General features: G+C 42.1%; 18 protein-coding genes. 8 read left to right on the forward strand and 10 right to left on the reverse strand.

All coding sequences use genetic code 11. From position 1 onward, the window contains the following. Nucleotides 1-15: 15 nt before the first annotated feature. Entirely contained in the window at nucleotides 16-669 is a 654-nt protein-coding gene (locus GPM24_RS12600; protein WP_158827096.1) for a metal-dependent transcriptional regulator, read from the reverse strand. Nucleotides 670-780: 111 nt separating this feature from the next. Between GPM24_RS12600 and GPM24_RS12605 the strand changes: the two genes are divergently transcribed. Further along, nucleotides 781-3,246 (forward strand): TonB-dependent receptor, encoded by a 2,466-nt coding sequence (locus tag GPM24_RS12605; RefSeq protein ID WP_158827097.1) that lies wholly within the window; start codon nucleotides 781-783, stop codon nucleotides 3,244-3,246. Nucleotides 3,247-3,808: 562 nt separating this feature from the next. Here the strand turns inward: GPM24_RS12605 and GPM24_RS12610 are convergent. Both GPM24_RS12610 and GPM24_RS12615 read right to left on the reverse strand, forming a co-directional pair. Next, nucleotides 3,809-4,669, reverse strand: a complete 861-nt coding sequence (locus GPM24_RS12610) for a transporter (RefSeq protein WP_158827098.1) — start codon at nucleotides 4,667-4,669, stop codon at nucleotides 3,809-3,811. Between the two features lie 22 nt (nucleotides 4,670-4,691). Further along, the gene (locus tag GPM24_RS12615) at nucleotides 4,692-5,363 is read right to left on the reverse strand and encodes a DUF6766 family protein (RefSeq protein ID WP_158827099.1); all 672 of its coding nucleotides are present in this window, start codon (nucleotides 5,361-5,363) and stop codon (nucleotides 4,692-4,694) included. A 225-nt stretch (nucleotides 5,364-5,588) separates the two neighbouring features. Between GPM24_RS12615 and GPM24_RS12620 the strand changes: the two genes are divergently transcribed. The 4 genes from GPM24_RS12620 to GPM24_RS12635 are packed head-to-tail and all read left to right on the forward strand — an operon-like array spanning nucleotide 5,589 to nucleotide 7,650. Next, nucleotides 5,589-6,296: a DUF421 domain-containing protein gene (locus GPM24_RS12620; protein WP_158827100.1), complete on the forward strand. Its 708-nt coding sequence runs from the start codon at nucleotides 5,589-5,591 to the stop codon at nucleotides 6,294-6,296. 10 nt (nucleotides 6,297-6,306) lie between these two features. After that, a complete protein-coding gene (locus GPM24_RS12625; protein ID WP_199269735.1) occupies nucleotides 6,307-6,993 on the forward strand; it encodes a DUF421 domain-containing protein in 687 nt (228 codons plus the stop codon). An 18-nt stretch (nucleotides 6,994-7,011) separates the two neighbouring features. Then, complete coding sequence (locus GPM24_RS12630; RefSeq protein ID WP_158827101.1) at nucleotides 7,012-7,251, forward strand: hypothetical protein; 240 nt, start codon at nucleotides 7,012-7,014, stop codon at nucleotides 7,249-7,251. A 57-nt stretch (nucleotides 7,252-7,308) separates the two neighbouring features. After that, on the forward strand, nucleotides 7,309-7,650 hold the full coding sequence (locus GPM24_RS12635) for a phage holin family protein (RefSeq protein ID WP_158827102.1): 342 nt from the start codon (nucleotides 7,309-7,311) through the stop codon (nucleotides 7,648-7,650). A 60-nt stretch (nucleotides 7,651-7,710) separates the two neighbouring features. Here GPM24_RS12635 and GPM24_RS12640 read toward each other — a convergent pair whose 3' ends face one another. Next, the gene (locus GPM24_RS12640; RefSeq protein ID WP_158827103.1) at nucleotides 7,711-8,595 is read right to left on the reverse strand and encodes a cyanophycinase; all 885 of its coding nucleotides are present in this window, start codon (nucleotides 8,593-8,595) and stop codon (nucleotides 7,711-7,713) included. 228 nt (nucleotides 8,596-8,823) lie between these two features. On the opposite strand from GPM24_RS12640, the gene GPM24_RS12645 reads away from it, so the two are divergent. Beyond that, nucleotides 8,824-9,306: an inorganic diphosphatase gene (locus GPM24_RS12645; RefSeq protein ID WP_158827104.1), complete on the forward strand. Its 483-nt coding sequence runs from the start codon at nucleotides 8,824-8,826 to the stop codon at nucleotides 9,304-9,306. A 28-nt stretch (nucleotides 9,307-9,334) separates the two neighbouring features. Here GPM24_RS12645 and GPM24_RS12650 read toward each other — a convergent pair whose 3' ends face one another. The 4 genes from GPM24_RS12650 to GPM24_RS12665 all read right to left on the reverse strand — a co-directional run bounded on the left by GPM24_RS12650 (nucleotide 9,335) and on the right by GPM24_RS12665 (nucleotide 12,486). Further along, nucleotides 9,335-9,862, reverse strand: a complete 528-nt coding sequence (locus tag GPM24_RS12650; protein ID WP_158827105.1) for an OmpA family protein — start codon at nucleotides 9,860-9,862, stop codon at nucleotides 9,335-9,337. 134 nt (nucleotides 9,863-9,996) lie between these two features. Continuing rightward, nucleotides 9,997-10,575 (reverse strand): hypothetical protein, encoded by a 579-nt coding sequence (locus GPM24_RS12655; RefSeq protein ID WP_199269736.1) that lies wholly within the window; start codon nucleotides 10,573-10,575, stop codon nucleotides 9,997-9,999. Between the two features lie 365 nt (nucleotides 10,576-10,940). Beyond that, nucleotides 10,941-11,834: an SDR family oxidoreductase gene (locus GPM24_RS12660; protein WP_158827107.1), complete on the reverse strand. Its 894-nt coding sequence runs from the start codon at nucleotides 11,832-11,834 to the stop codon at nucleotides 10,941-10,943. Between the two features lie 73 nt (nucleotides 11,835-11,907). Next, nucleotides 11,908-12,486 (reverse strand): Crp/Fnr family transcriptional regulator, encoded by a 579-nt coding sequence (locus GPM24_RS12665; protein ID WP_158827108.1) that lies wholly within the window; start codon nucleotides 12,484-12,486, stop codon nucleotides 11,908-11,910. 267 nt (nucleotides 12,487-12,753) lie between these two features. Between GPM24_RS12665 and GPM24_RS12670 the strand changes: the two genes are divergently transcribed. Continuing rightward, entirely contained in the window at nucleotides 12,754-15,192 is a 2,439-nt protein-coding gene (locus GPM24_RS12670) for an ABC transporter permease (RefSeq protein ID WP_158827109.1), read from the forward strand. Between the two features lie 160 nt (nucleotides 15,193-15,352). Here the strand turns inward: GPM24_RS12670 and GPM24_RS12675 are convergent, their stop codons facing one another. Beyond that, nucleotides 15,353-17,521, reverse strand: coding sequence for a S46 family peptidase (locus GPM24_RS12675; protein WP_158827110.1), 2,169 nt, complete (start codon nucleotides 17,519-17,521; stop codon nucleotides 15,353-15,355). A 461-nt stretch (nucleotides 17,522-17,982) separates the two neighbouring features. On the opposite strand from GPM24_RS12675, the gene GPM24_RS12680 reads away from it, so the two are divergent. Next, a complete protein-coding gene (locus GPM24_RS12680) occupies nucleotides 17,983-19,359 on the forward strand; it encodes a hypothetical protein (RefSeq protein WP_158827111.1) in 1,377 nt (458 codons plus the stop codon). 219 nt (nucleotides 19,360-19,578) lie between these two features. On the opposite strand, the gene GPM24_RS12685 is transcribed toward GPM24_RS12680, so the two are convergent. Next, nucleotides 19,579-20,112: a hypothetical protein gene (locus GPM24_RS12685; protein ID WP_158827112.1), complete on the reverse strand. Its 534-nt coding sequence runs from the start codon at nucleotides 20,110-20,112 to the stop codon at nucleotides 19,579-19,581. Nucleotides 20,113-20,115 lie beyond the last annotated feature (3 nt).

Genomic DNA, 20,115 nt, shown 5'->3' on the forward strand with positions numbered 1-20,115 from the left:
TATAACAACACCTAATTAATCTATTAAAATATTCTCGCCAAACTTAGATGATACGGTTACCTGTTCCTGCCCATTAATGCTGATGATTAATGATTGATCAAACGCAATTTTTTCTAACAGCTTTATTTGTGTGCCTATGCTAATTTCCAATTTATGCAAGTATTGTAAAAAATCGCTGCTGGTATCGCGCACGGCTGCTACCCGGTATACATTGCCTGTTTTAGCATCGGCAAGGGTAACCGAATAACTTTTGGCCATTTTACCATTGGCTTTTGGAATTGGGTCGCCATGCGGATCATATTCGGGGTAACCTAAAAAATGCTCCAGGCGGTCGGCCAAATCAGCGTGTTTAATATGTTCCAGCTCTTCGGCGATGTCATGGATTTCGTCCCAGCGATAACCCAGCTTTTCGAGCAAAAAAACTTCCCACAGCCGGTGCTTACGCACAATTTGGATGGCATCCTTTTGTCCCTGTGCAGTAAGCTTTACGCCTTTCTTCTTATCATATTCAATTAACTGTTTATCGCTCAGCTTGCGTATCATATCTACCACCGATGCCGGATTGTTACCCAAAGCTTCGGCAATAGCACTGGTAGATACTTTTATACCTGCCAGTTGCGATAAGCGGTAAATCGATTTCAGGTAGTTCTCTTCCGAAAAAGTGTTCATCACCTTAATTTTTTTTAGTTCAATCAAACATATAAAAAATAAAATTGTAATTTATAAAATTAGGTATGCCTAATTTTATAAATTTGAGTAACTAAAATCATATCATAAGACATGGCGAAATACTTACTTGCCGCAATTATTACATTTATTAGCTTTCAAACGTTAGCACAACAAGCTGGAATTCAAGGCAACATCATGGGCAAAGACAGCAGCGCAATTAGCCATGCCAGTGTTAGATTACTGCCGGGCCGGATGGGTACCAAGTCGGGACAGGATGGTAGTTACAATATTAAAAGTATTCCGGGCGGCACTTATATATTACAAGTTTCGGCTGTTGGTTTTGATACGAGGCAAATAAAGTTTACTATTTATGACGGTCGTATTGTTACGGTTAACGTTATTTTACCTGTTACCGAATCTAAATTGAATGATGTGGTTATTACCGGCGTCAGTCGTGCTACCGAGGTACGTAAAAACCCTGTACCCATTGCTGTAATGACCAAAAAGGCGATGGACCAGCATGTGAACAATAATGTGATTGATGCCATTATAAAAGGCATACCGGGCGTAAATGCTGTAACCACCGGCCCTAATGTATCAAAACCCTTTATCCGCGGCTTGGGTTACAATCGGGTACTTACCCTCTATGATGGCATACGCCAGGAAGGACAACAGTGGGGCGATGAACATGGCATTGAGATTGACCAGTATGGTATTGCCCGTGCCGAAGTAGTAAAAGGCCCAGCCAGTTTATCTTATGGCTCGGACGCGCTGGCGGGGGTAATTAACATGATTCCGTACTTGCCTGCCTATCAAAACAATCAGCTTACCGGCGATTTCACGGCCGATTACCATACTAACAACGGCTTAATTGGCTCCTCATTAGGGTTAGCCTATAAGCATAACAACTGGCGGTATACGCTACGTGGTTCGGGGAAAGTTGCACATAGTTATCATAACCGTATAGATGGTTATGTGTATGGTACGGCTTACCGTGAGTATAATTTATCGGCGTCGGCACGAGTGGATAAAAACTGGGGTTATATGCAGTTTTCGGGAACCTTGTACGATAACCAGCAGGAAATACCCGACGGCAGCCGCGACTCGCTGACCCGCCGTTTTACCCGCCAGGTGCTTGATGCCGGTGATGATATCAAAACCCGGCCAATTGTCCCCGATCAGGATTTAAAAACATATAGGTTAAATCCGCTTTATCAGCACATTCAGCATTACCGCTTGTACACAACCAATCAATTTAAGGTGGGCGACGGCAGTATCAATTTGTTATTAGGCGCACAACAAAGTATCCGGCGCGAATACAATCACCCTACCCTACCCACTCAGCCCGGTTTGTATGTAGTGCTTAACACACTTAATTACGATTTAAAATACAACCTACCTTCTTTTGCAGGTATTGAAACCACAGCAGGTATCAACGGCATGTATCAAACCAACCGGAGTAAAAATGCCACCGACTTTCCGATACCCGATTATGACCTGTTTGATATTGGCGCTTTTGTATTTGCCCGTAAGAGCATCGGCCGTGTAGATATTTCGGGCGGTTTGCGGTACGATCGTCGTAACCTGCGCTGGAATGATTTTTATGTGGCTGATAATCCGCAAAACGGTTTTCAACGCCATGTAACCGGATTGGATACCGTTGGATCTTATCTGCAATTTCCAAATTTCAGCAAATTGTATTCAGGCGTATCGGGTAGCATTGGCCTTACTTATAATGTTACCAGCCAACTGCTGCTTAAAGCCAACATTGCCCGCGGTTACCGGGCGCCTAATATTACGGAAGTAGGCTCTAATGGACTTGATCCCGGTGCACATATTGTTTACCTGGGCAACCGTACCTTTAAGCCAGAGTTTAACTTGCAACAAGACATTGGCCTGATTGCATATTTTAAAGATGCTGACATCAGTGCCGAATTATTCAATAATCAAATTCAAAATTACATTTACCAATCCCGGTTAAATGACAGTAATGGGCAGCCTGTAGTTATTGTGCCGGGCAATAGCACCTATCAATACCAGCAAGCTAAGGCCCGTTTATATGGTGCCGAAGTTACCGTTAACCTGCATCCATCTGGCTTAAAGTGGCTAAACTTCAACAATAGCTTGGCTTATGTAAAAGGATTAAACCAAAACGATGATTTAATTAATCGCTTTGGACGCGACGCCAAGTACTTGCCTTTTATACCGCCACTACACTGGCGTTCTGAATTGCGCTTTTCAGCTCAGCAAAGCTGGGGTAGATTGGGTAAGCCATACTTCAAGCTAGAAGCTGATGCCTATACCGAGCAAAATCAATTTTATGCGCTGGATAATACCGAGACTTACACACCAGGGTATACTTTATGGAATGCAGGCTGTGGCACCAGTGTAAAACGAAAAGATGGTCGCCCCTTGCTTGATGTTTTTTTACAGGTGGATAATGTGTTTGATAAGGCCTATCAATCTAACCTGAATCGGTTAAAGTATTTTGAATACTATCGGGCTTCGCCTAATGGTTATTCGGGTATATATAATATGGGGAGGAATGTGAGTTTTAAGGTTATTTTGCCGTTTTGATGAATAGGTGTTGCGAATTTGTTTCGTATTGTTAATACTTGTCTTGTGCTAGTATCGTTGTTTAGTGCGTTTTAAACTTACTTTAGTGGTCATTTACTTACTTCGTCCGCTCATTGCCGCGGAGGCTATTTCTTTTGTCATAGCCACAAAAGAAACAAAAACGCCTAGCTGTTGCGATCTCCTGTCTCCCCCGCAAGGCCCTCGCTGGCCCGGGCGCAACAGCGGGCCTCTGCGCTTCTTGTTTCCAATTTGCATTTTTTTTGTTTGATGTACAGCACTGTCAGAACAACTTCGACGAAAAAGAATCGGCATTCAGCTTCTTTCGGTAGCTACTGCACAACGTATAAGCACTACATTAAGTAGAAAGAAGGTGCGGCCGAGAGCTTTTTCTTTTGGTTCCTTTTCTTTTTTGCGGTAAAAAAGAAAAGTGACTTCCACAGGCTGTGGTCTAATCACTTTACCTATCCTAACAGGGCACAGCCAAAAGTCAAAGCACTAACTAACTAACTAACTAACTAACTAACTAACTAACTAACGTAGCAAAGTAATAAAGTAACAACCATTAATACCTAAACGCCAATCCCAAAAAATAATCTTTCTGGGCAGCTTTTTGGAAACCGTAGTTCAGGCCCAAATCTATTTTCAAATCCGGAGTAACCTCCAGCTCCAATGCAGAATCTACAAAGTTGTGTAGGTGATGATCTTTGAAATTGTAAGAATAATACGTTTCGGCAAATACCTCCAGCTTTTTAAATAATACATGGCTAATTACTAACGAGTGTTGTAAATCGGCATGGCGCGAGGCGTCGGCATCATCATCTTTTAAATAATCACCTTCTATCTGCATGCCAATTTTCCAATCATGGGGCAACTGTAAAATCATGGGAATCATCAAGCCCTCTTCGTACAGTTTGTTATCAGAGTAACGGTTAGTTGGAAACTTGATGTAGGGCATCAGGGCGATACTAAAGTTGCCCTTAAAATTGCCATACAGGTTTTGTTTTACTCGTAAAGTTATATCGCCAAAGCCGCGATGGAATTCTTTTTCACCGCTTTCTACCTCTTTACTGGCCTGATGACCGAAGGTTTGCACAATCAGTTGTAAGGATGTATTGGGTAACAAGCCTAATTTTAGGTCTGCCTGATTAATGAGCCACCGGTTTTCGTCACTTTCAGTTACCTGATGTTCAAAGCGCCCCAAGTCGGCCTCGTACTGGAAGTGGCCAGCATCAACCGTATATGGTGTTTCGGTGAAGTTAGGACGGTCGGTTTCCATTTCTTTACGCATTTTAGCCTTGGGCACAGGTTTAAATAACGAGTACTTAACAGTATCCTGTGCATGAGCAGCATAACTAACGCAGGTAAAGCATCCGGCAATGAATGTTATTTTCAGAAAGCCCCAAATAAAAATATAGTTGTTCATAGATGATTGTTTGATAGAAATTTTACTTGCCGGTTTCCATATGCGGCGCATCAACCGGCTTAGATTCAGACGAACCTTTTTGACGTAAGTAAATAGTTAAAAACACAATGGATATAATAGACAAAAACTCGCTTTGCCAGTTCTGAAAAGTTTCGAACCAAAAGGTGGGCTGTCCTAAAAACGACAGCAAATCATCTTTAGGCTTGTGCGATAACACCTGCTGGTCATTATGGTCAATCCAACTGCCATACAGGTGCAATCCCCAGCTAATTAAAAACAATACAACAAAGCAAACAGATAGAGAATTGCTATAAAGCTTTAACCAAATACCTCCCTTACGTACGGGCCAGGGCGCTGCAGGGTTAGGTTGTGGTTCGCGGTCTACATCCTCCGGCTCATCCAAACTTTTTGATTCGGCCGAACCGATCTGCCGTAAGCCCACGGTGAGTACTACATACATCCCCATCTGCAAAAACTCACTCTGGAAGTTTTCAAATGTGGCCGACAAAAAATGCCCGGTTCGTAGATATTGTGTCAATGAAAGTTCAGAGCCGCCTTTGTCGGTCCGTTCCTGGTTATTTTCCTTCCACCCGGTTAACGCCTGGGCCGCAAGAGTGATAATAAATAGTACTAAAAAGAACAGTGTAAGCCCATTACGATATAAAAAAGTATGCTTGGATTTTGTATCAGACATATAACTGGTAATTTCACTTACCAACTTTAACTGGCTATAAAAAGTTTCATTCCCAGCGGTTGTACTCTGTACAAGTTTTCCACAACCGCCTCTTTTTACTCAAAATAACACTTTTTAATTTAAAGGAAACACAACCTTAAATTTTGGTTGTTATTGAGGTTGATTTACCTGCTGATCGTCGTTTTAAGTACATGCCGTACATCTATCTCAAACAAAAATATATTCATGAAAAAAGAAGAAATTCATTTGGAAGACATCCATCGAATATTGTTCGGGCAGGCACCGCCCATGTTTTTGCTTGAAGTTTTTATCCGTACTATACTTATTTACATCATTACACTAGTAATTGTGCGGTGGCTGGGTAAACGCATGAGCGGACAATTAACCATTATGGAGCTGGCCGTTATGCTTACGCTGGGTGCCATCGTATCCGTACCTATGCAAATGCCCGACCGCGGTTTGCTGCAGGGTGTATTGTTGCTACTGATAGCGGTACTTTTTCAAAGAGGCTTAAGCTTGATTGGGTTCCTTAGCGGGAAGGCAGAAGACATTACCCAAGGTAAGTGCAGCTTGTTGGTAAAAGACGGACTGCTGCAAATAGACCAGATGGAAAAAGACCGGATACCGCGGCAACAGCTTTTTGCCCAGTTGCGCGATAAAGAGATATTTAATTTAGGCACTGTTGATCGGCTCTACCTGGAGGCGTGCGGCATTTTCAGCGTTTTCAAATCTGCCGAACCTAAGCCGGGCCTACCTATTTTACCGCCCGATGATAAGGAAATGTTAACTTATTATCTGCAATCTACTGACAACAACACCCAGCAAGCCGACTTGCAAGCATGTTTAAATTGCGGTAACGTAGAACAAAACCATCAGCAAGAGCAACCTTGTAAAGTTTGCGGAGATAATGCATGGATAAAAGCAATCATTTAAGAACATTAAAATGCAGCAGATAAAACTGGCCGACTGGCAACGAATTTTGGTAGGCGATGTGCCGGCAGGCTTTTACGTTGAACTTGTTATCCGTGCCATTATTGTATACATCATTCTTACAGTATCCATGCGATTGCTGGGCAAGCGTATGTCATCACAGATGGGGCGTAACGAGATGGTGGCACTCGTATCATTGGCGGCTGCTATAGGTGTGCCCCTGCAAGCACCCGATAGAGGTATACTTGCTGCCGTTGTGATTGCCATTGTGGTAGTTTACATTGGCCGGTGGGTAGCCGAAAAAGCATTTAGCAGCAAACGTTTTGAAAAGCTATCAGAAGGGAATGTAGATATTATTATTAAAGACTCGGTGCTTGATTTGCGCAACATGAAACGGGTACGCTTAACGCGCGAACGGCTGGTGGCCCAGCTGCGGTCAAGCAGTATCAAGCATACAGGCCAAGTGAAACGGCTTTATATGGAGGCCAACGGCAATTTTACATTAATTGAGGATGAACAGCCGAAACCTGGCTTATCGGTACTACCACGTTGGGATAAAGATTTTAATGCTTTGCTTAAAAAGTCGGATAAGCTGATGGTTTGCCAAACTTGCGGCACCACACAGCAAAAGCCTTTTGATACCAACACCCCCTGCCCTAATTGCAGCGATAAAGTGTGGACAGAAGCTGTTGAAATATAAACTATCTATCTTATTAATATGAACTATAAACTACAAATTGCCAATAATGGCATGGTTAAAAACCTATCTATCGAACCATCACAATATCAAAACAAAAAAGTATACCAAATAACAACCGACACAGATAATATAGTACTATACCATGAAAACAATGAATGGAAACAAGACGACAGTCACAAGTTAAAGCCCGAATGGATAGCCCAAATTGGCGAGGCCATAAGCGCCATTGAAAAGGTTGCCAGTTTGCCTAATATTTAATGTTTGCTAAAACATTAATTCAACATTATTGCTGATACTTTGATTTACTTTTTGCCTATGAATTTGATTATTACATTATTAATTAATGCCGGTGTTATACTGCTCATGTCGTACATTCTGCCTACGGTCATTATTCGCAGCTATGGTACGGCTATACTGGTGGCGCTGGTGGTGGGTTTACTAAACGCTACGGTAGGCATCTTTTTGCGTTTCCCGCTCAATGTGCTCACGCTAGGCCTGTTAAGCGCTATTGTAAGAATTTTGATTACAGCCGTGATGATAAAAGTAGCTGACAAACTTTTTAAGGGCTTTGAACTGAAAGGTTTTGCTCCGGCTATTATTATTGCTGTTGTAACCGCAGCGGTTGATTATGCCTTGAGTGGGGCATTACACCCTTAATGCAATATCGCGGTTGCTGAAAAAAAGCCTTTTGCTAATTAACAAAGGGCTTTTTTTATTTTACTTGTGCGGAGGATTGATTTCCGGTATTTCAAACTTTTCGCCTTTCGATAAAATGTCTACCCGCAAATCACGAATGGTTATCATTTCGTCATTACTGGCTTGGGCAATGTTGGTTCCTCTGCTATTGAAGCCGTTAATGATGATAGCCACGCCTTCGCCTACAATTTCGGCATCTTTACCATTCCTCACAATAATAGCCGTATTTTCTTCGATACCTAGACCTATAGATGTTGGGTTGGTTGCAATTACCTGCGCCATACGCACAAAACGGCCACGGTTCACAAAATGTGTATCAATACAAACATCACGCAAAAACTCCAGGCCTGTAGTTATTTTCACATGGCCGGCCATCATTTCTTCCTTGCCTACGCCTTGGTAAATCATTGGGGTTGACATGGCCATAGCCCCGGCGCTGGTACCGGCAATCACCAACTTATCATTTATATAACGTTTCTTAAGCAGATAAAGCGTTTTGGTACCGCCGTAAATAGAAGTAAGCTTCAATTGATCGCCACCGGCAAAAAACACACCATGCGCGGCGTTCAAACGATCTTCAAGCTCCTTAAAATTGATTTCTCCACGCTCATCATGATGAATGTGATTAATCACTTTAGCACCCATTTCTTGAAAAGCTTTTTTATATTCATTAAATGATTCTTCAGGTTCGCTTGAACTGGCCGATGTAAACACTTCAATAACGGGCTCATCAACGCCCATCACTTCCATAAATACTTTCAGTACCTCCATCCGCTTTGGGTCGGGCTCCGCTGGCTCTTTTTCTTTATCCTGTTGCTGGCCCTTGTCTTCAGCGCCACCTATAATCACTAATATGCCACTGGGTACAGGGCAGGTGTTGTCTTCTCTTTCTTGTTTAATATCCATATATATTAATTTAACATACGGCCGGTAGTTGTAATAGCAAACAGTAAATAAAGAAAGATCGGCTGTATATAATTTACCGGTTACATATTGGTATGAATCATAAACAACTTTACTCCCAAAAGTTCTGATAAACTTTTTATTCAAATTGTAAACAATTGAGGGTGCCGGTGCTTTTACAAGTGTGCCGAAACGATAAAATACCTTTCTATTGATTAAAATTATACACTCATGGAATCCATTACCGCCATTATTGAAAGCCCTAAAGGAAGCGGCCATAAATACGATTACGAGCCTGAAAGCAAATGCTTTAAATTAATGAAGGTAATGCCTGCCGGACTGGTTTTTCCGTTTGATTTTGGATTTATAACCGGAACTAAAGGTGAAGACGGCGACCCGCTGGATGTAATAGTGATATCAGAGATTAAGAGCTTTCCGGGCTGTTGCATGGATTGCCGCGTTATTGGCTCTATTAAAGCTGAACAAACAGAAGAAAATGGGGAAACCGTACGTAACGACCGCCATTTGGCCGTACCGGAAGTATCACAACTGTTTAAAGACGTAGACTCAATTGACCATTTGCCCGAGGGCATCATTAGCCAGATTGAGTACTTTTTTATGAACTACAATGAACAAGCCGGTAAAAAGTTTGAGGTACTGGAACGCTTAGGTCCCGAAGAAGCTTACGAAGTAATTAAAGCTTCCAGAGAATAACTCACCTTTTTACCGGCTGCTATAAAATTTATTTTACTACTTTAATTTCTACCCGGCGGTTTAAAGCACGGCCTTCTTCGGTAGTGTTGCTGGTAGCAGGCTTGCTTTCGCCATAACCTTTAACAGTTAGGTTGTCGCCGCTGATACCGGCATTCATCAGGTATGTTTTTACAGAACCGGCACGCTCAACAGATAAAGACATGTTATGCTCTGGTGTACCTTCGGCAGATGAGTGCCCGTTCAGTACAAACCTAGCCGACGGATCTTTTTTCATTTCGGCAACGGCACGGTCCAATATTTCATATGATGCCGTTTTTAACACAGCAGAATTGAACTCAAACTGGATATTGCTAAAGTTAAAATTTGGCTTAGCTGGCGGAGGTGGCGGCGGCGTAGGTGCCGGAGCCGGTGCTGGTACGGGCTTCGGAGCTTCGGCCGGTGGTGTTTGCGTTACAGGTGGTTTTGGCGTTTCTACCACTTTCTTTTTAGCTTTACATGCCGGTAAAACAGCAGCAGCCATTAAAATAATTACAGGAACGTGCTTGATACTTTTCATGCTTAAACGTATTACAGTGGGTAAACATATAAAACATTCTGATATGTTCCTAAAGCCTGAATGTTAAAGTGCGTTAAAATTCTGCTTTGGATTCAGTTTAACTGACCCCATTCCATGCCTTTGAGCGTGTGGAACTACTGTGCCTGTCCATTATTTTTTAAAGCTTTATGGTAATTATCCAGGCACTTGTCAAGCGGTTGCCCTTGTTGATGAATACAATCACAGAAAACATTACAGGCATTAGGGTTAGCGCTATTCTTACATTGCATCTTACAGTCTTTTACTGTATTGCGGGGCATAATATCAAATGTACGGGTAAGTAAAAGCACTATAATTATGGCAGCAAATACACCAACAAAAAAAGCTGTCGGAAATTTATTATTGAGTATTTGCTGCTTAGGCAGACCATTAGAACCGACCAAGCGATGGAATGGCAGAATGAATTTAAGCTTATCATAATCCCAACACAAAAGATACAAATTAGCCAATACCATTAATGGCGAGGATATAAGTGACCCTTCAAAACGCACAGACAATGACAGGAAACAAATATTTAATATCAGCGGGAAATAAAGTATGGCTCCAAGCGTCGCAGCTCGAGGTATAAGCAGCAAGATTGCAGCGGTTACCTGTACAATGCCAATAAAGGTATAATACCAACCGGTATGGTATAAGGCTTCTAAATAATGCCCCATAGGTTGATTATTAGACAAATTAGTAAACCGCTCGCCCATAATTTTTACAAAACCCGAGGGTAGGAAACCAGCCGCTAAAGCAATTCGATTAAAAACCGTAAAATACCGAAGCCACTTATTTTGCTTTGCGCTGTTGTGCAACTGATCCAATTTAAATAATATATCCATAAAAGTACTTTGAAATACAAAGTTATTTATTTTTCTGTACTTCTATCAATAATTCTATTAAATGCTATCCTTATTGAATAATATTATTACTATAAAATTTGTATATAAAAAAACATAGGCAAGCACTTAATAAGTACTTGCCTGTTAGGGTTCACTATGAGAATGGACTTCCACCTCATATTTAATAATTATATATGAGGTAATTATGATAAGGATTAATTTAGATACCCTGCTGAGCCGATATCTTCAATCAAACCGGTAGCCGTTGGTTCCCAGCCCAGTGCCTCACGTGTTTTTTCACTGGAGGACGGACAATCAATTGATGCGAAATGGGCAAACCAGCCAAAGTGAGCAGCAACATCTCCACCGCTAACGGATACTACCGGCAAATGCAGACCTGTACCAATGGCTTGGGCAATCTCTTTGAATTGTATACCCTTTTCCGCCACGGCATGAAATACTTTAAACAATGGCTTTTTTTCCACAATCAGGCGGTACAATGCAGCAGCATCTGAACGGTGCACTGCCGGCCAGTGGTTATTACCCTCGCCTACGTAGGCCGATTGTCCTTTCTCGCGTGCCATGTTAATAACCATCGGCACAAAGCCATGATCTCCCTCGCCATGCACGCTAGGCGGCAAACGCACTATGTAAACCTGCACGCCTTTGGCAGCTACGGCGGCAGCGGCTTCTTCTGATGCAGCACGGGGTATAACGTCTGCCCCTGCCGGTAAAACATCATCTTCGGTAACCAGGCGTCCATAAGTTAAAAGCCCTACCCCTGATGTAATAACCAAGGGTTTATCTGAACCAGCCAAAGCATCGCCCAAAGCCTCGATTACCAATCGATCTGCCTCGCAGCTGGCTTTGTACTGAGAAAAATCATGATTGAAGGCGGTGTGAATAACCGCATCGCAAGCGGCAGCACCTTGTTTAATAACTTCCAAATCGTTAACATCACCACGATGAACTTCGGCACCCGTGGTGGCCAACTGGGCAGCGGCGTTATCCGAACGAACCAGGGCCAATACTTGGTGACCTGCTGCCAATAAATCTTTAACAACAGCGGAACCTACAAATCCAGAGGCTCCAGTAACAAATACACGCATAAGTTTCTGATTTTATTATGCAAAAATCGCTGAAGAAACCTTTTAAAAAGAGGTCATTTGACCATAATTTCAATTAACGCTGTAATTGTATATGGCGAATGCGGGTTAAGGTTTTGAGCGACATGCCCAAATAAGCGGCAATCATCCGTAAGGGTAGCCGCGATAAGTATTCCGGAAACGTGCGCACAAAGTCTTCATACTTTTCTTCGGGCGTAGCACTCAGCATGGTTAGCATGCGCTGGCGGCTGTAATGCATATTGCGAGAAATGATTCTATCCGAAAACACCTTCAATTGTGGCACCTCTACTAGTAAAGTATTAAAATCTGATTTATACCAGCACAGTACCTGGCTAGGCTCCACTGCACCAATACTAACTTTAGAAGGTATTTCCTTATCATAGCTTTCCGCATCCAGCGCCCAATTGTGCTCCGGTGCAAATTGCAAGATATGTTCGTTACCATCGGCCGAAGTGCTAAACGTGCGTAAAAGACCAGTTTCAATAAATATCTTATGCCGGCAAATCTCACCCACATTGAGCAAGCACTCGTTGCGACGAAGCGTACGCGGTACCGCCAAGCTTTTGATGTAGCTGATAGCTTCATCCGATAAATCGGTCTGCGTTTTCAGGTAAGTTTCCAACACGGTATGCATTAATCAAAAATATCAAACTTTTTGAAAGATGCGCTAGGAATGCCTCAAAGTAAATAGTTAAGTCGCAAATTGAACAAAGCAACTAGTTGGCTATGGGCATCAACTATATAAAGTGTTCACACCTGAACGTAAGGTGTACGTTTGTGATACAATCTTAAAATTACAAATACAACACAAAGGTTTATATATCAATACTTTACACAAATGGAACAAATATTTATTGCTAAATGAATAACACTCATCCATCCACTTAAATTATTAAGCCATATGTTTCATAATCAGCTTAAAATTGCTTTAAGAAACCTGTTAAAAAATAAAGGTTACTTTGCCATTAACGTCTTCGGGCTGGCAGTAGGATTAGCCACTTGTTTAATGATAAGCCTGTTTGTGATGGATGAACTGAGCTATGACCGTTATAATACCAAGGCCGACCGCATTTACCGTATCAACACCCAAATACACCTTAACGGTAGCGAAACAAAGATGCGTAATACCCCTGCACCCATGGCCGCGGCGTTGTTGAAAGACTACCCAGAGATTGAACAGGCGGCCAGAATCCGAGCTAACGGCAACGGTAATATTTTAATCCGTAAAGGTACTGAAACAGTAATGCAGCCCGACGCCTTCTTCGCTGATCCTGCCGTGTTCAAGGTATTTAGTTTAAACCTTATAGCCGGCAATGTAAAAACAGCTTTGCTTGAGCCTAACTCGATGGTTATTTCTACTTCGATGGCCCAAAGGCTGTTCAATACTACTCAAGTGATCGGAAAAACGTTGCGTACCGATAATGTTAACGATTTTAAAATTACCGGCGTAATGGAAGACATGCCCGTACAATCGCATCTGCACTTTAACTTCTTAAAGTCGATGGCGAGTGAGCCCGACAGCCGCAGCGATTTTTGGCTAAATAACAACTATAACACTTATGTACTGCTGCGTAAGGGCACCACGTTGCAAACCCTTAATACATACTTAACGCAGGCAGCACATAAGTACGTGGAACCACAATTGCTGAGTAATTTCCATAGCAGCATGAGCGATATGGAAAAGAAAGGCGATTATCTGAGGTTCAATGCTATGCCACTTACCCATATTCATTTGCGGTCGGACGGGATAAGCGAACAGGAGCCGGGCGGCAGCGTAGTATACGTTTATACGTTTATTCTGATAGCCGCTTTTATCCTGCTGTTGGCTTGCGTTAACTTTGTCAACCTGTCTACTGCGCGTTCGGCTGGCCGGGCTAAAGAGGTGGGTGTGCGTAAAGTGCTGGGCTCCGGCCGATCGGGTTTAATTGCCCAGTTTTTAACCGAATCGGTGCTAACCAGTTTAATAGCGATGCTAATTGCGTTGCTGCTTACGTTGTTGTTTTTGCCTTACTTTAATCAATTGGCAGGCAAGCAAATTTCGCTCAATCCGTTTTCCCGCCCAATGCTTTTACCAGTGCTATTGGCAACTACAACAGTTATTGGTATAGCAGCCGGACTGTACCCTGCATTCTACCTGTCGGCGTTTGAGCCCGTACACGTGTTAAAAGGAAAGTTATCTGCCGGATTTAAGAACAGTTGGCTGCGTAATGGCTTAGTGGTTTTTCAGTTTACTACCGCCATTGTATTAATGGTATGTACGTTGGTTATTTACAATCAACTAAACTATGTACGCAATAAGGATTTAGGTTACAACCGCGAGCAGGTGCTGATAGTAAAAAACATCTACTCTTTAGGCGAACATGCTACCGCATTTAAAAACGAAGTGTTACAGATACCGGGTGTAGTGGCGGGTACCCGTACGGGTGTACTACCAACTTCCAGCGAAAATGAATGGGACTCTAACGCCTTCTCCAAAGATGCCGCGATGAATGCAAGCCAGTCGATGGTATTTAGTGACTGGCAAATTGATACCGATTATTTGCCTACAATGGGTATTAAGCTTGCTCAGGGCCGTAACTTTTCGGCCAGTATGCCAACCGATTCAAATGCGGTGCTGATTAACGAAACGGCAGCACGTATGTTAGATTTCCAAAAACCTCTGCAGGAAAACCTATATGATTCAAACTATAGCAAGAATACTATACCCCATCAAATTATAGGAGTAGTGAAAGACTTTAATGCAGGCTCCATACACAATAAGGTAGCACCCATCGTGTTTCGATTGTCCCGTTACGGCAGCCAGTTTGCATTCCGCGTTCATACCAAAAACTTAACCTCGCTAATTGCACAAATCAAGGACAAGTATCACTCAATGGATGCTCAAATGGCCGGTCAACCGTTTTTATATTCTTTTATGGATGATGATTTCAACAAATTATACCAATCTGACCAGCGCACGGGGCAAATATTTATCACCTTTGCTTTTTTTGCGCTGCTAATAGCTTGCCTGGGTTTGTTTGGCCTTATCACTTATGCAGCCGAGCAGCGTACCAAAGAAATTGGTATCCGCAAAGTATTGGGGGCATCAGTAACTAACGTAACCGCTATGCTTTCACTCGATTTTATTAAACTGATATTGATTGCCGTAGTAATTGCTTCGCCCATTGCCTGGCTGGGCATGCAGCATTGGCTGCAGGGCTTTGCCTACCGTACCACCATCAGCGCATGGACTTTTGTTATTGCCGCCTTTGCTGCACTGATGATTGCCCTGAGTACGTTAAGTTATCAGGTTATTAAAGCTGCCCTTACCAATCCGGTAAAAAGCTTACGTAGTGAGTAAACTGTATTCAATCGAATCATTATTATGCGCCGCAGGCCGGCAACCGCATAATGATCTTAATAAAAAAGCCATCAACTTTAGGTTGATGGCTTTTTTGTTTTTTTATACAGACTGCTTTTAGCCGCGCATCTGTTTAAGCGGTGTACTTTAACGGTTTATTCTACTTAGTACGTATTTCCAGCTCGCTAATCAGATTATCCGCATGCCCTAAAATATCCATACACCAAAGCACATAACGCACGTCTACACAAATGGTACGTTTATAATCCTTATTAAAAGCTATTTCACCACTCATGGCTTCCCAGTTACTATCAAAGGCTAAGCCTATCAATTCGCCGTCGGCGTTGATGACCGGGGAACCGGAGTTTCCGCCTGTTATATCATTGTTGGTGATGAAGCCTATAGGTACAGTTCCGTGGTCGGCATACCGTCCAAAGTTTTTCTGTTTATAAGCGTCTAGCCAGGCTGCAGGCAAGTCAAACTCGCTATCGCCTGCTTTGTATTTTTTCATTGCACCGTCCAAATCGGTTTGGGTGTCAAAATGCTTTCCGTCTTTAGCGGTATAATCCTGCACATTGCCATAAGTAATACGCATAGTAGAGTTAGCATCCGGCGACATCAGTTTGCCTTGGTTCTTCTCCAGCAGTGCCTGCAGGTAAAGGCGGTCGAGCTTTTCTTTTTGCGCATCAAAATCAGTTAGCTTAGTACCAAAAACGGTTTGTTTGTAAGAACTCGGATTTAAATTAATTACATAAGGCACTAATGGATCCTGACGAAGTTTGTCTACAGAACGATTGGGCAAAAACGCCTTCAATTTTAAGGTATCAATCAAATTGCTATTCTGCCATAAATAATCGGCAAACCTGGAAAACGCCAATGCAGGATCGCCCGGCGCAATCTTAGTGACAACATCTTCTATAAACGCCGGATGCTGATCTTTGGGCACATCGGCATACCACGAGGTCATGATTTGAGTGAATATCTTTTTGTCGGCAAAAAGGTTATACGATTTAATATAATTCTCGTTAATCTTTTTTAGCTCATCCTTTATTTCGGCCTTTTCCTTGGCGTCGCGTTTTGAACTTTCTAATGCTAACTGCCCAAAGCAATTATTAAGTGCTTCATCAACAAAGCCCGGTGCCAGCAAACCCTCATTGATGTATGTTTTGTGAATGGCATATGGCTCATAGGTAGCATACAATTTTTGATAATCACTCATCAAGCTTGCATACTGTGGCTTATCTGCAGCCCATTTAGTAAACTCGGCTTCTTCCTGCTGTTTTTGCACATAAATGTTTAAGTTTTTTAGTTGCTCCGTTTGCCCGATGAAATACTTCCAATAGTTAGATACTTTATTATAATCTGCCGAAAGCTTTAGCCGTGTATCTACACTTTTGTTCATTTCTTCCTTCCATGCTTTCAGGCGAATGTCGCGCAGTTTAACAATAATCGGATTGGTTTGCTCGGCAGCCAAACGCACGCCGTTTGAAGTTAAGTAACGGTCGGTACTTCCGGGATAACCGTATACCATTGCAAAATCGCCATTTTTGATCCCTTTTAATGAAATGGGTAAAAACTTCTTAGGCGTGTAAGGTACATTGTTGGCCGAGTAGCTGGCGGGGTTACCATTTTTATCAGCATAAATCCGGAACACTGAAAAATCGCCGGTATGGCGGGGCCAGGTCCAATTATCTGTATCGCCACCAAACTTGCCTACCGACTGTGGCGGTGCGCCTACCAAACGCACGTCACTAAATTTATTGTACAGGTAAAGAAAATACTGGTTGCCTTTGAAGAACGAATTTACGGCACCCCTGTACCGGTTACCTTTGGTAGCCTGTTCAATAAGCTTCTTGCTAATTTTTTCCAGCTTTTCGCCTCTGCTTGCGTCATCGGCATCTTTAAGTGCAGCCATTACCTGAGGGGTAACATCAGTAATACTTACCAAAAATTCCACGTATAAACCCGCTATAGGCTTTTCTTCGGCGTAGCTTTTGGCATAAAAGCCGTTATCAAGAATGTTGTTTTGCGGTGTTGAATTGGCTGATATAGATTCAAAACCACAATGATGATTAGTGAACATCAGGCCCTTCCCGGATACAATTTCGCCGGTGCAAAAGCCGCCGCCCATAGAAACAATAGCATCTTTAATACTGGCTTTGTTGATGCTGTACAAGTCTTCTGCGGTTAGCTTGAAGCCTTGTTTTTTCATTTGGTCGTAATTTTTACCGATAAGCATCGGAATCCACATACCTTCATCGGCATGCGCCATAGTGCTGACAAATAATGTAAAAAGCAGCACAAAAGATAAGAACTTAGGTTGGTTCATAAAATGTGTTAAAAATTGTGTTTAGTTTATGCTGGCACAAAGTAAAGCTATTTTAACAGCAGCAACAAAACATAATGCTTTTAGGTGAAGATGCTTTAGTACGCTTAATGCTATTGTCAATCCGGTAAGATAAATGATACTTGCTGCCCTTCCACAAAATAATTAGATGGAAGCCACTTTAAAGTTAGCGGCCTAATTACAAATATATTTAAACGGGGGCTTGCCATTTTCGTCAAGCATTCTGGGCGTCTCAACACAATGCTGAATTGGCATTCCAGCAAGAGTTGCGCCGTCCTTTATCTGAAAGCCTAATTCTCCATCTGTCAAACGAGCAAAAATAAAGTCACCACATCTTGCAGAGAAGATGTACGCTCACTATTTCAAAATTCCGCTTCATATGCATCTCCTTTACTGTTTTCTAATTATCTCCACTTTTATTATTTTGCACGATGAAGTGTCTAATGAAACGTTTTTTCAAGGTGTCCATTCTACTTCTGTTTCTTTTACGTACCGCTTATGCACAACAGAACACACCGCATATATCTGGAAAAGTTGACATCAGCGTCAAAGAAGGAATAATCAAATGTGATCTCAGCTTAACCAAGCTCCCAGCTTTGGGCAAGCAATATAAGATATTACTTTACCGTGGCTTCAATATAGGGCTCTTCAGAAATGATACAGGAAAGGTATTGAAATACAGCGGTTTTTACGATGATAAACTTTTGGGCGAAGCCGCTGCTTACATGCCTTACTTGGGTAAGGATACTTTAGCGCTTCCCCAAAATTTAAGGATAAGCTACACCGGGGCATTTCCGGTATATAGCGACACTCTCAACTCATTTGATTTTAAAGGAATGATTGCCTTCAACGGCAAAACCGTACGTGCTGCTGAGCAATCTAAATGGTACCCTGTTATCTACGACGTTAAAAATGACCGGGAGTTACTGGATGTGACTTATGATATTAACGTTACTTGTAACGATTGTAAAACTATTTATCTGAATGGTTCTCCGGCCCAGTCAGGACCTGCTGCTCAATTCAAGTCGGTAATTCCGAGGCAGCTGTTGTTGTTTGCAGGCGAATATAAAATTCAAAACTTAAAAAATAGCATGTTTTTAAATGCAGATCTCAGTCCGGATGAAGCCGCTGTTTTCAATGCCGACATAACTGGGATAGCTAGCTTCTATCAAAACTATTTACAAACCTCTTATGGTGAACGTATCACGTTCCTCCAACACCAAGCCATTGAACCTTTCGGGCCTAAACGTAGCTGGGGGTTTGTAACTTTCCCTACCATTGCAGTTGCCGGCAAGCCATTCAAATCAGAAATCAATATGCAGACGGGAGCATTTGTTAATAACTACAGTTATTACTTTTATGCACATGAAATGGGACATTACTACTTTGGCCATCTGTTGGAACCGAATTCCAAATTAAAATGGTTCTTTTTGGAAAGTATGGCGGAGTTTCTAAGCATCAAGGCAACCGAAAATAAGTATGGGAAAGATGCTACGCTAAAATATATAGCAGAGAGAAAGACAATGATGAAAGACTGGAAAATCAAGCCTCTTTCTCAAATAACAAATCCAGACCAGATAGGCGAAAGCTATCGTTATCATTACGCGCCAATGATATTAATGGCGATGGAAAAAAGATTCGGGAGCAAAATCGTTCAGTCGTTTTGCAGAAGCTTAATAAAAAATGCAGGGCAGGATACTAACTATGCCTTCTTCGTTAAAACGGCTCAAAGTGCCGGCATTAGCGATGCTAAATGGAAAGCTTTTGAAGCAGAGGTAATTAATAACACCGACTGCAAAAACATTTTTGATTATTTGTAAATCAACTATCCAGCTGCAATAAAATAAGGTATTACCACCTTAAATTTATGCTTTAAATTATAACTTCAACAAAAAAGCCACCAAGTTTTTAATTTGATGGCTTTTGCTCCTGAGGCTGGACGTTATTCGAACCAATTGTTAAACAACTTAAAAGTATTATACAACTTAGAGTATGTTAATTAAAGCGTTTCGAATTCTGTCGGCTTTAAAGCAGATTGGTTACTTTTTAAATTTAGTATTAAATAAGGCTACAACAGCCGTGGCTACCAAAACGCCAGTTAAGGCATTTTTTATGAATCCCGACCGGTTATACTTCCATTCGGCCGACCATCCACGTTCTTTAAACAAATCTGGTACTGTTCCGTGTTTTATATCATCAATAATACCTTCTACCGAGTTAACACGGTCGGCTAGTATAAGCCCCATCCAGTGGGCAGTGGTTGCTTCACTGTGCTGATAAGCCCAACGCCTTATACTGCCGCTTAGTCCGGTGGGTGGCGTAGAGGTACCAAAAACCCTGGTAATACCTGGGCGTTCAATGGAATGAAATACCGCCATGTTTACCCGCTGCTGCGGAGGCTTTTCGTAATTGATCCGTTGATAATCAGCACCATTCCAGTGTTTCATGGGATAGGTGGGGTCATTCTCTGGGTCTGCGTCCATTCCCCAACCTGGTATGTGATCTTTAGGTGCGTCTGCTATTTTCCTGTCTATGCCGGAAATTTGATCCAGCTCTTTTTTAACCTTTTCCATAAT

It is taken from the genome of Mucilaginibacter lacusdianchii (assembly GCF_009770985.1).
Lineage (GTDB): Bacteria > Bacteroidota > Bacteroidia > Sphingobacteriales > Sphingobacteriaceae > Mucilaginibacter > Mucilaginibacter lacusdianchii.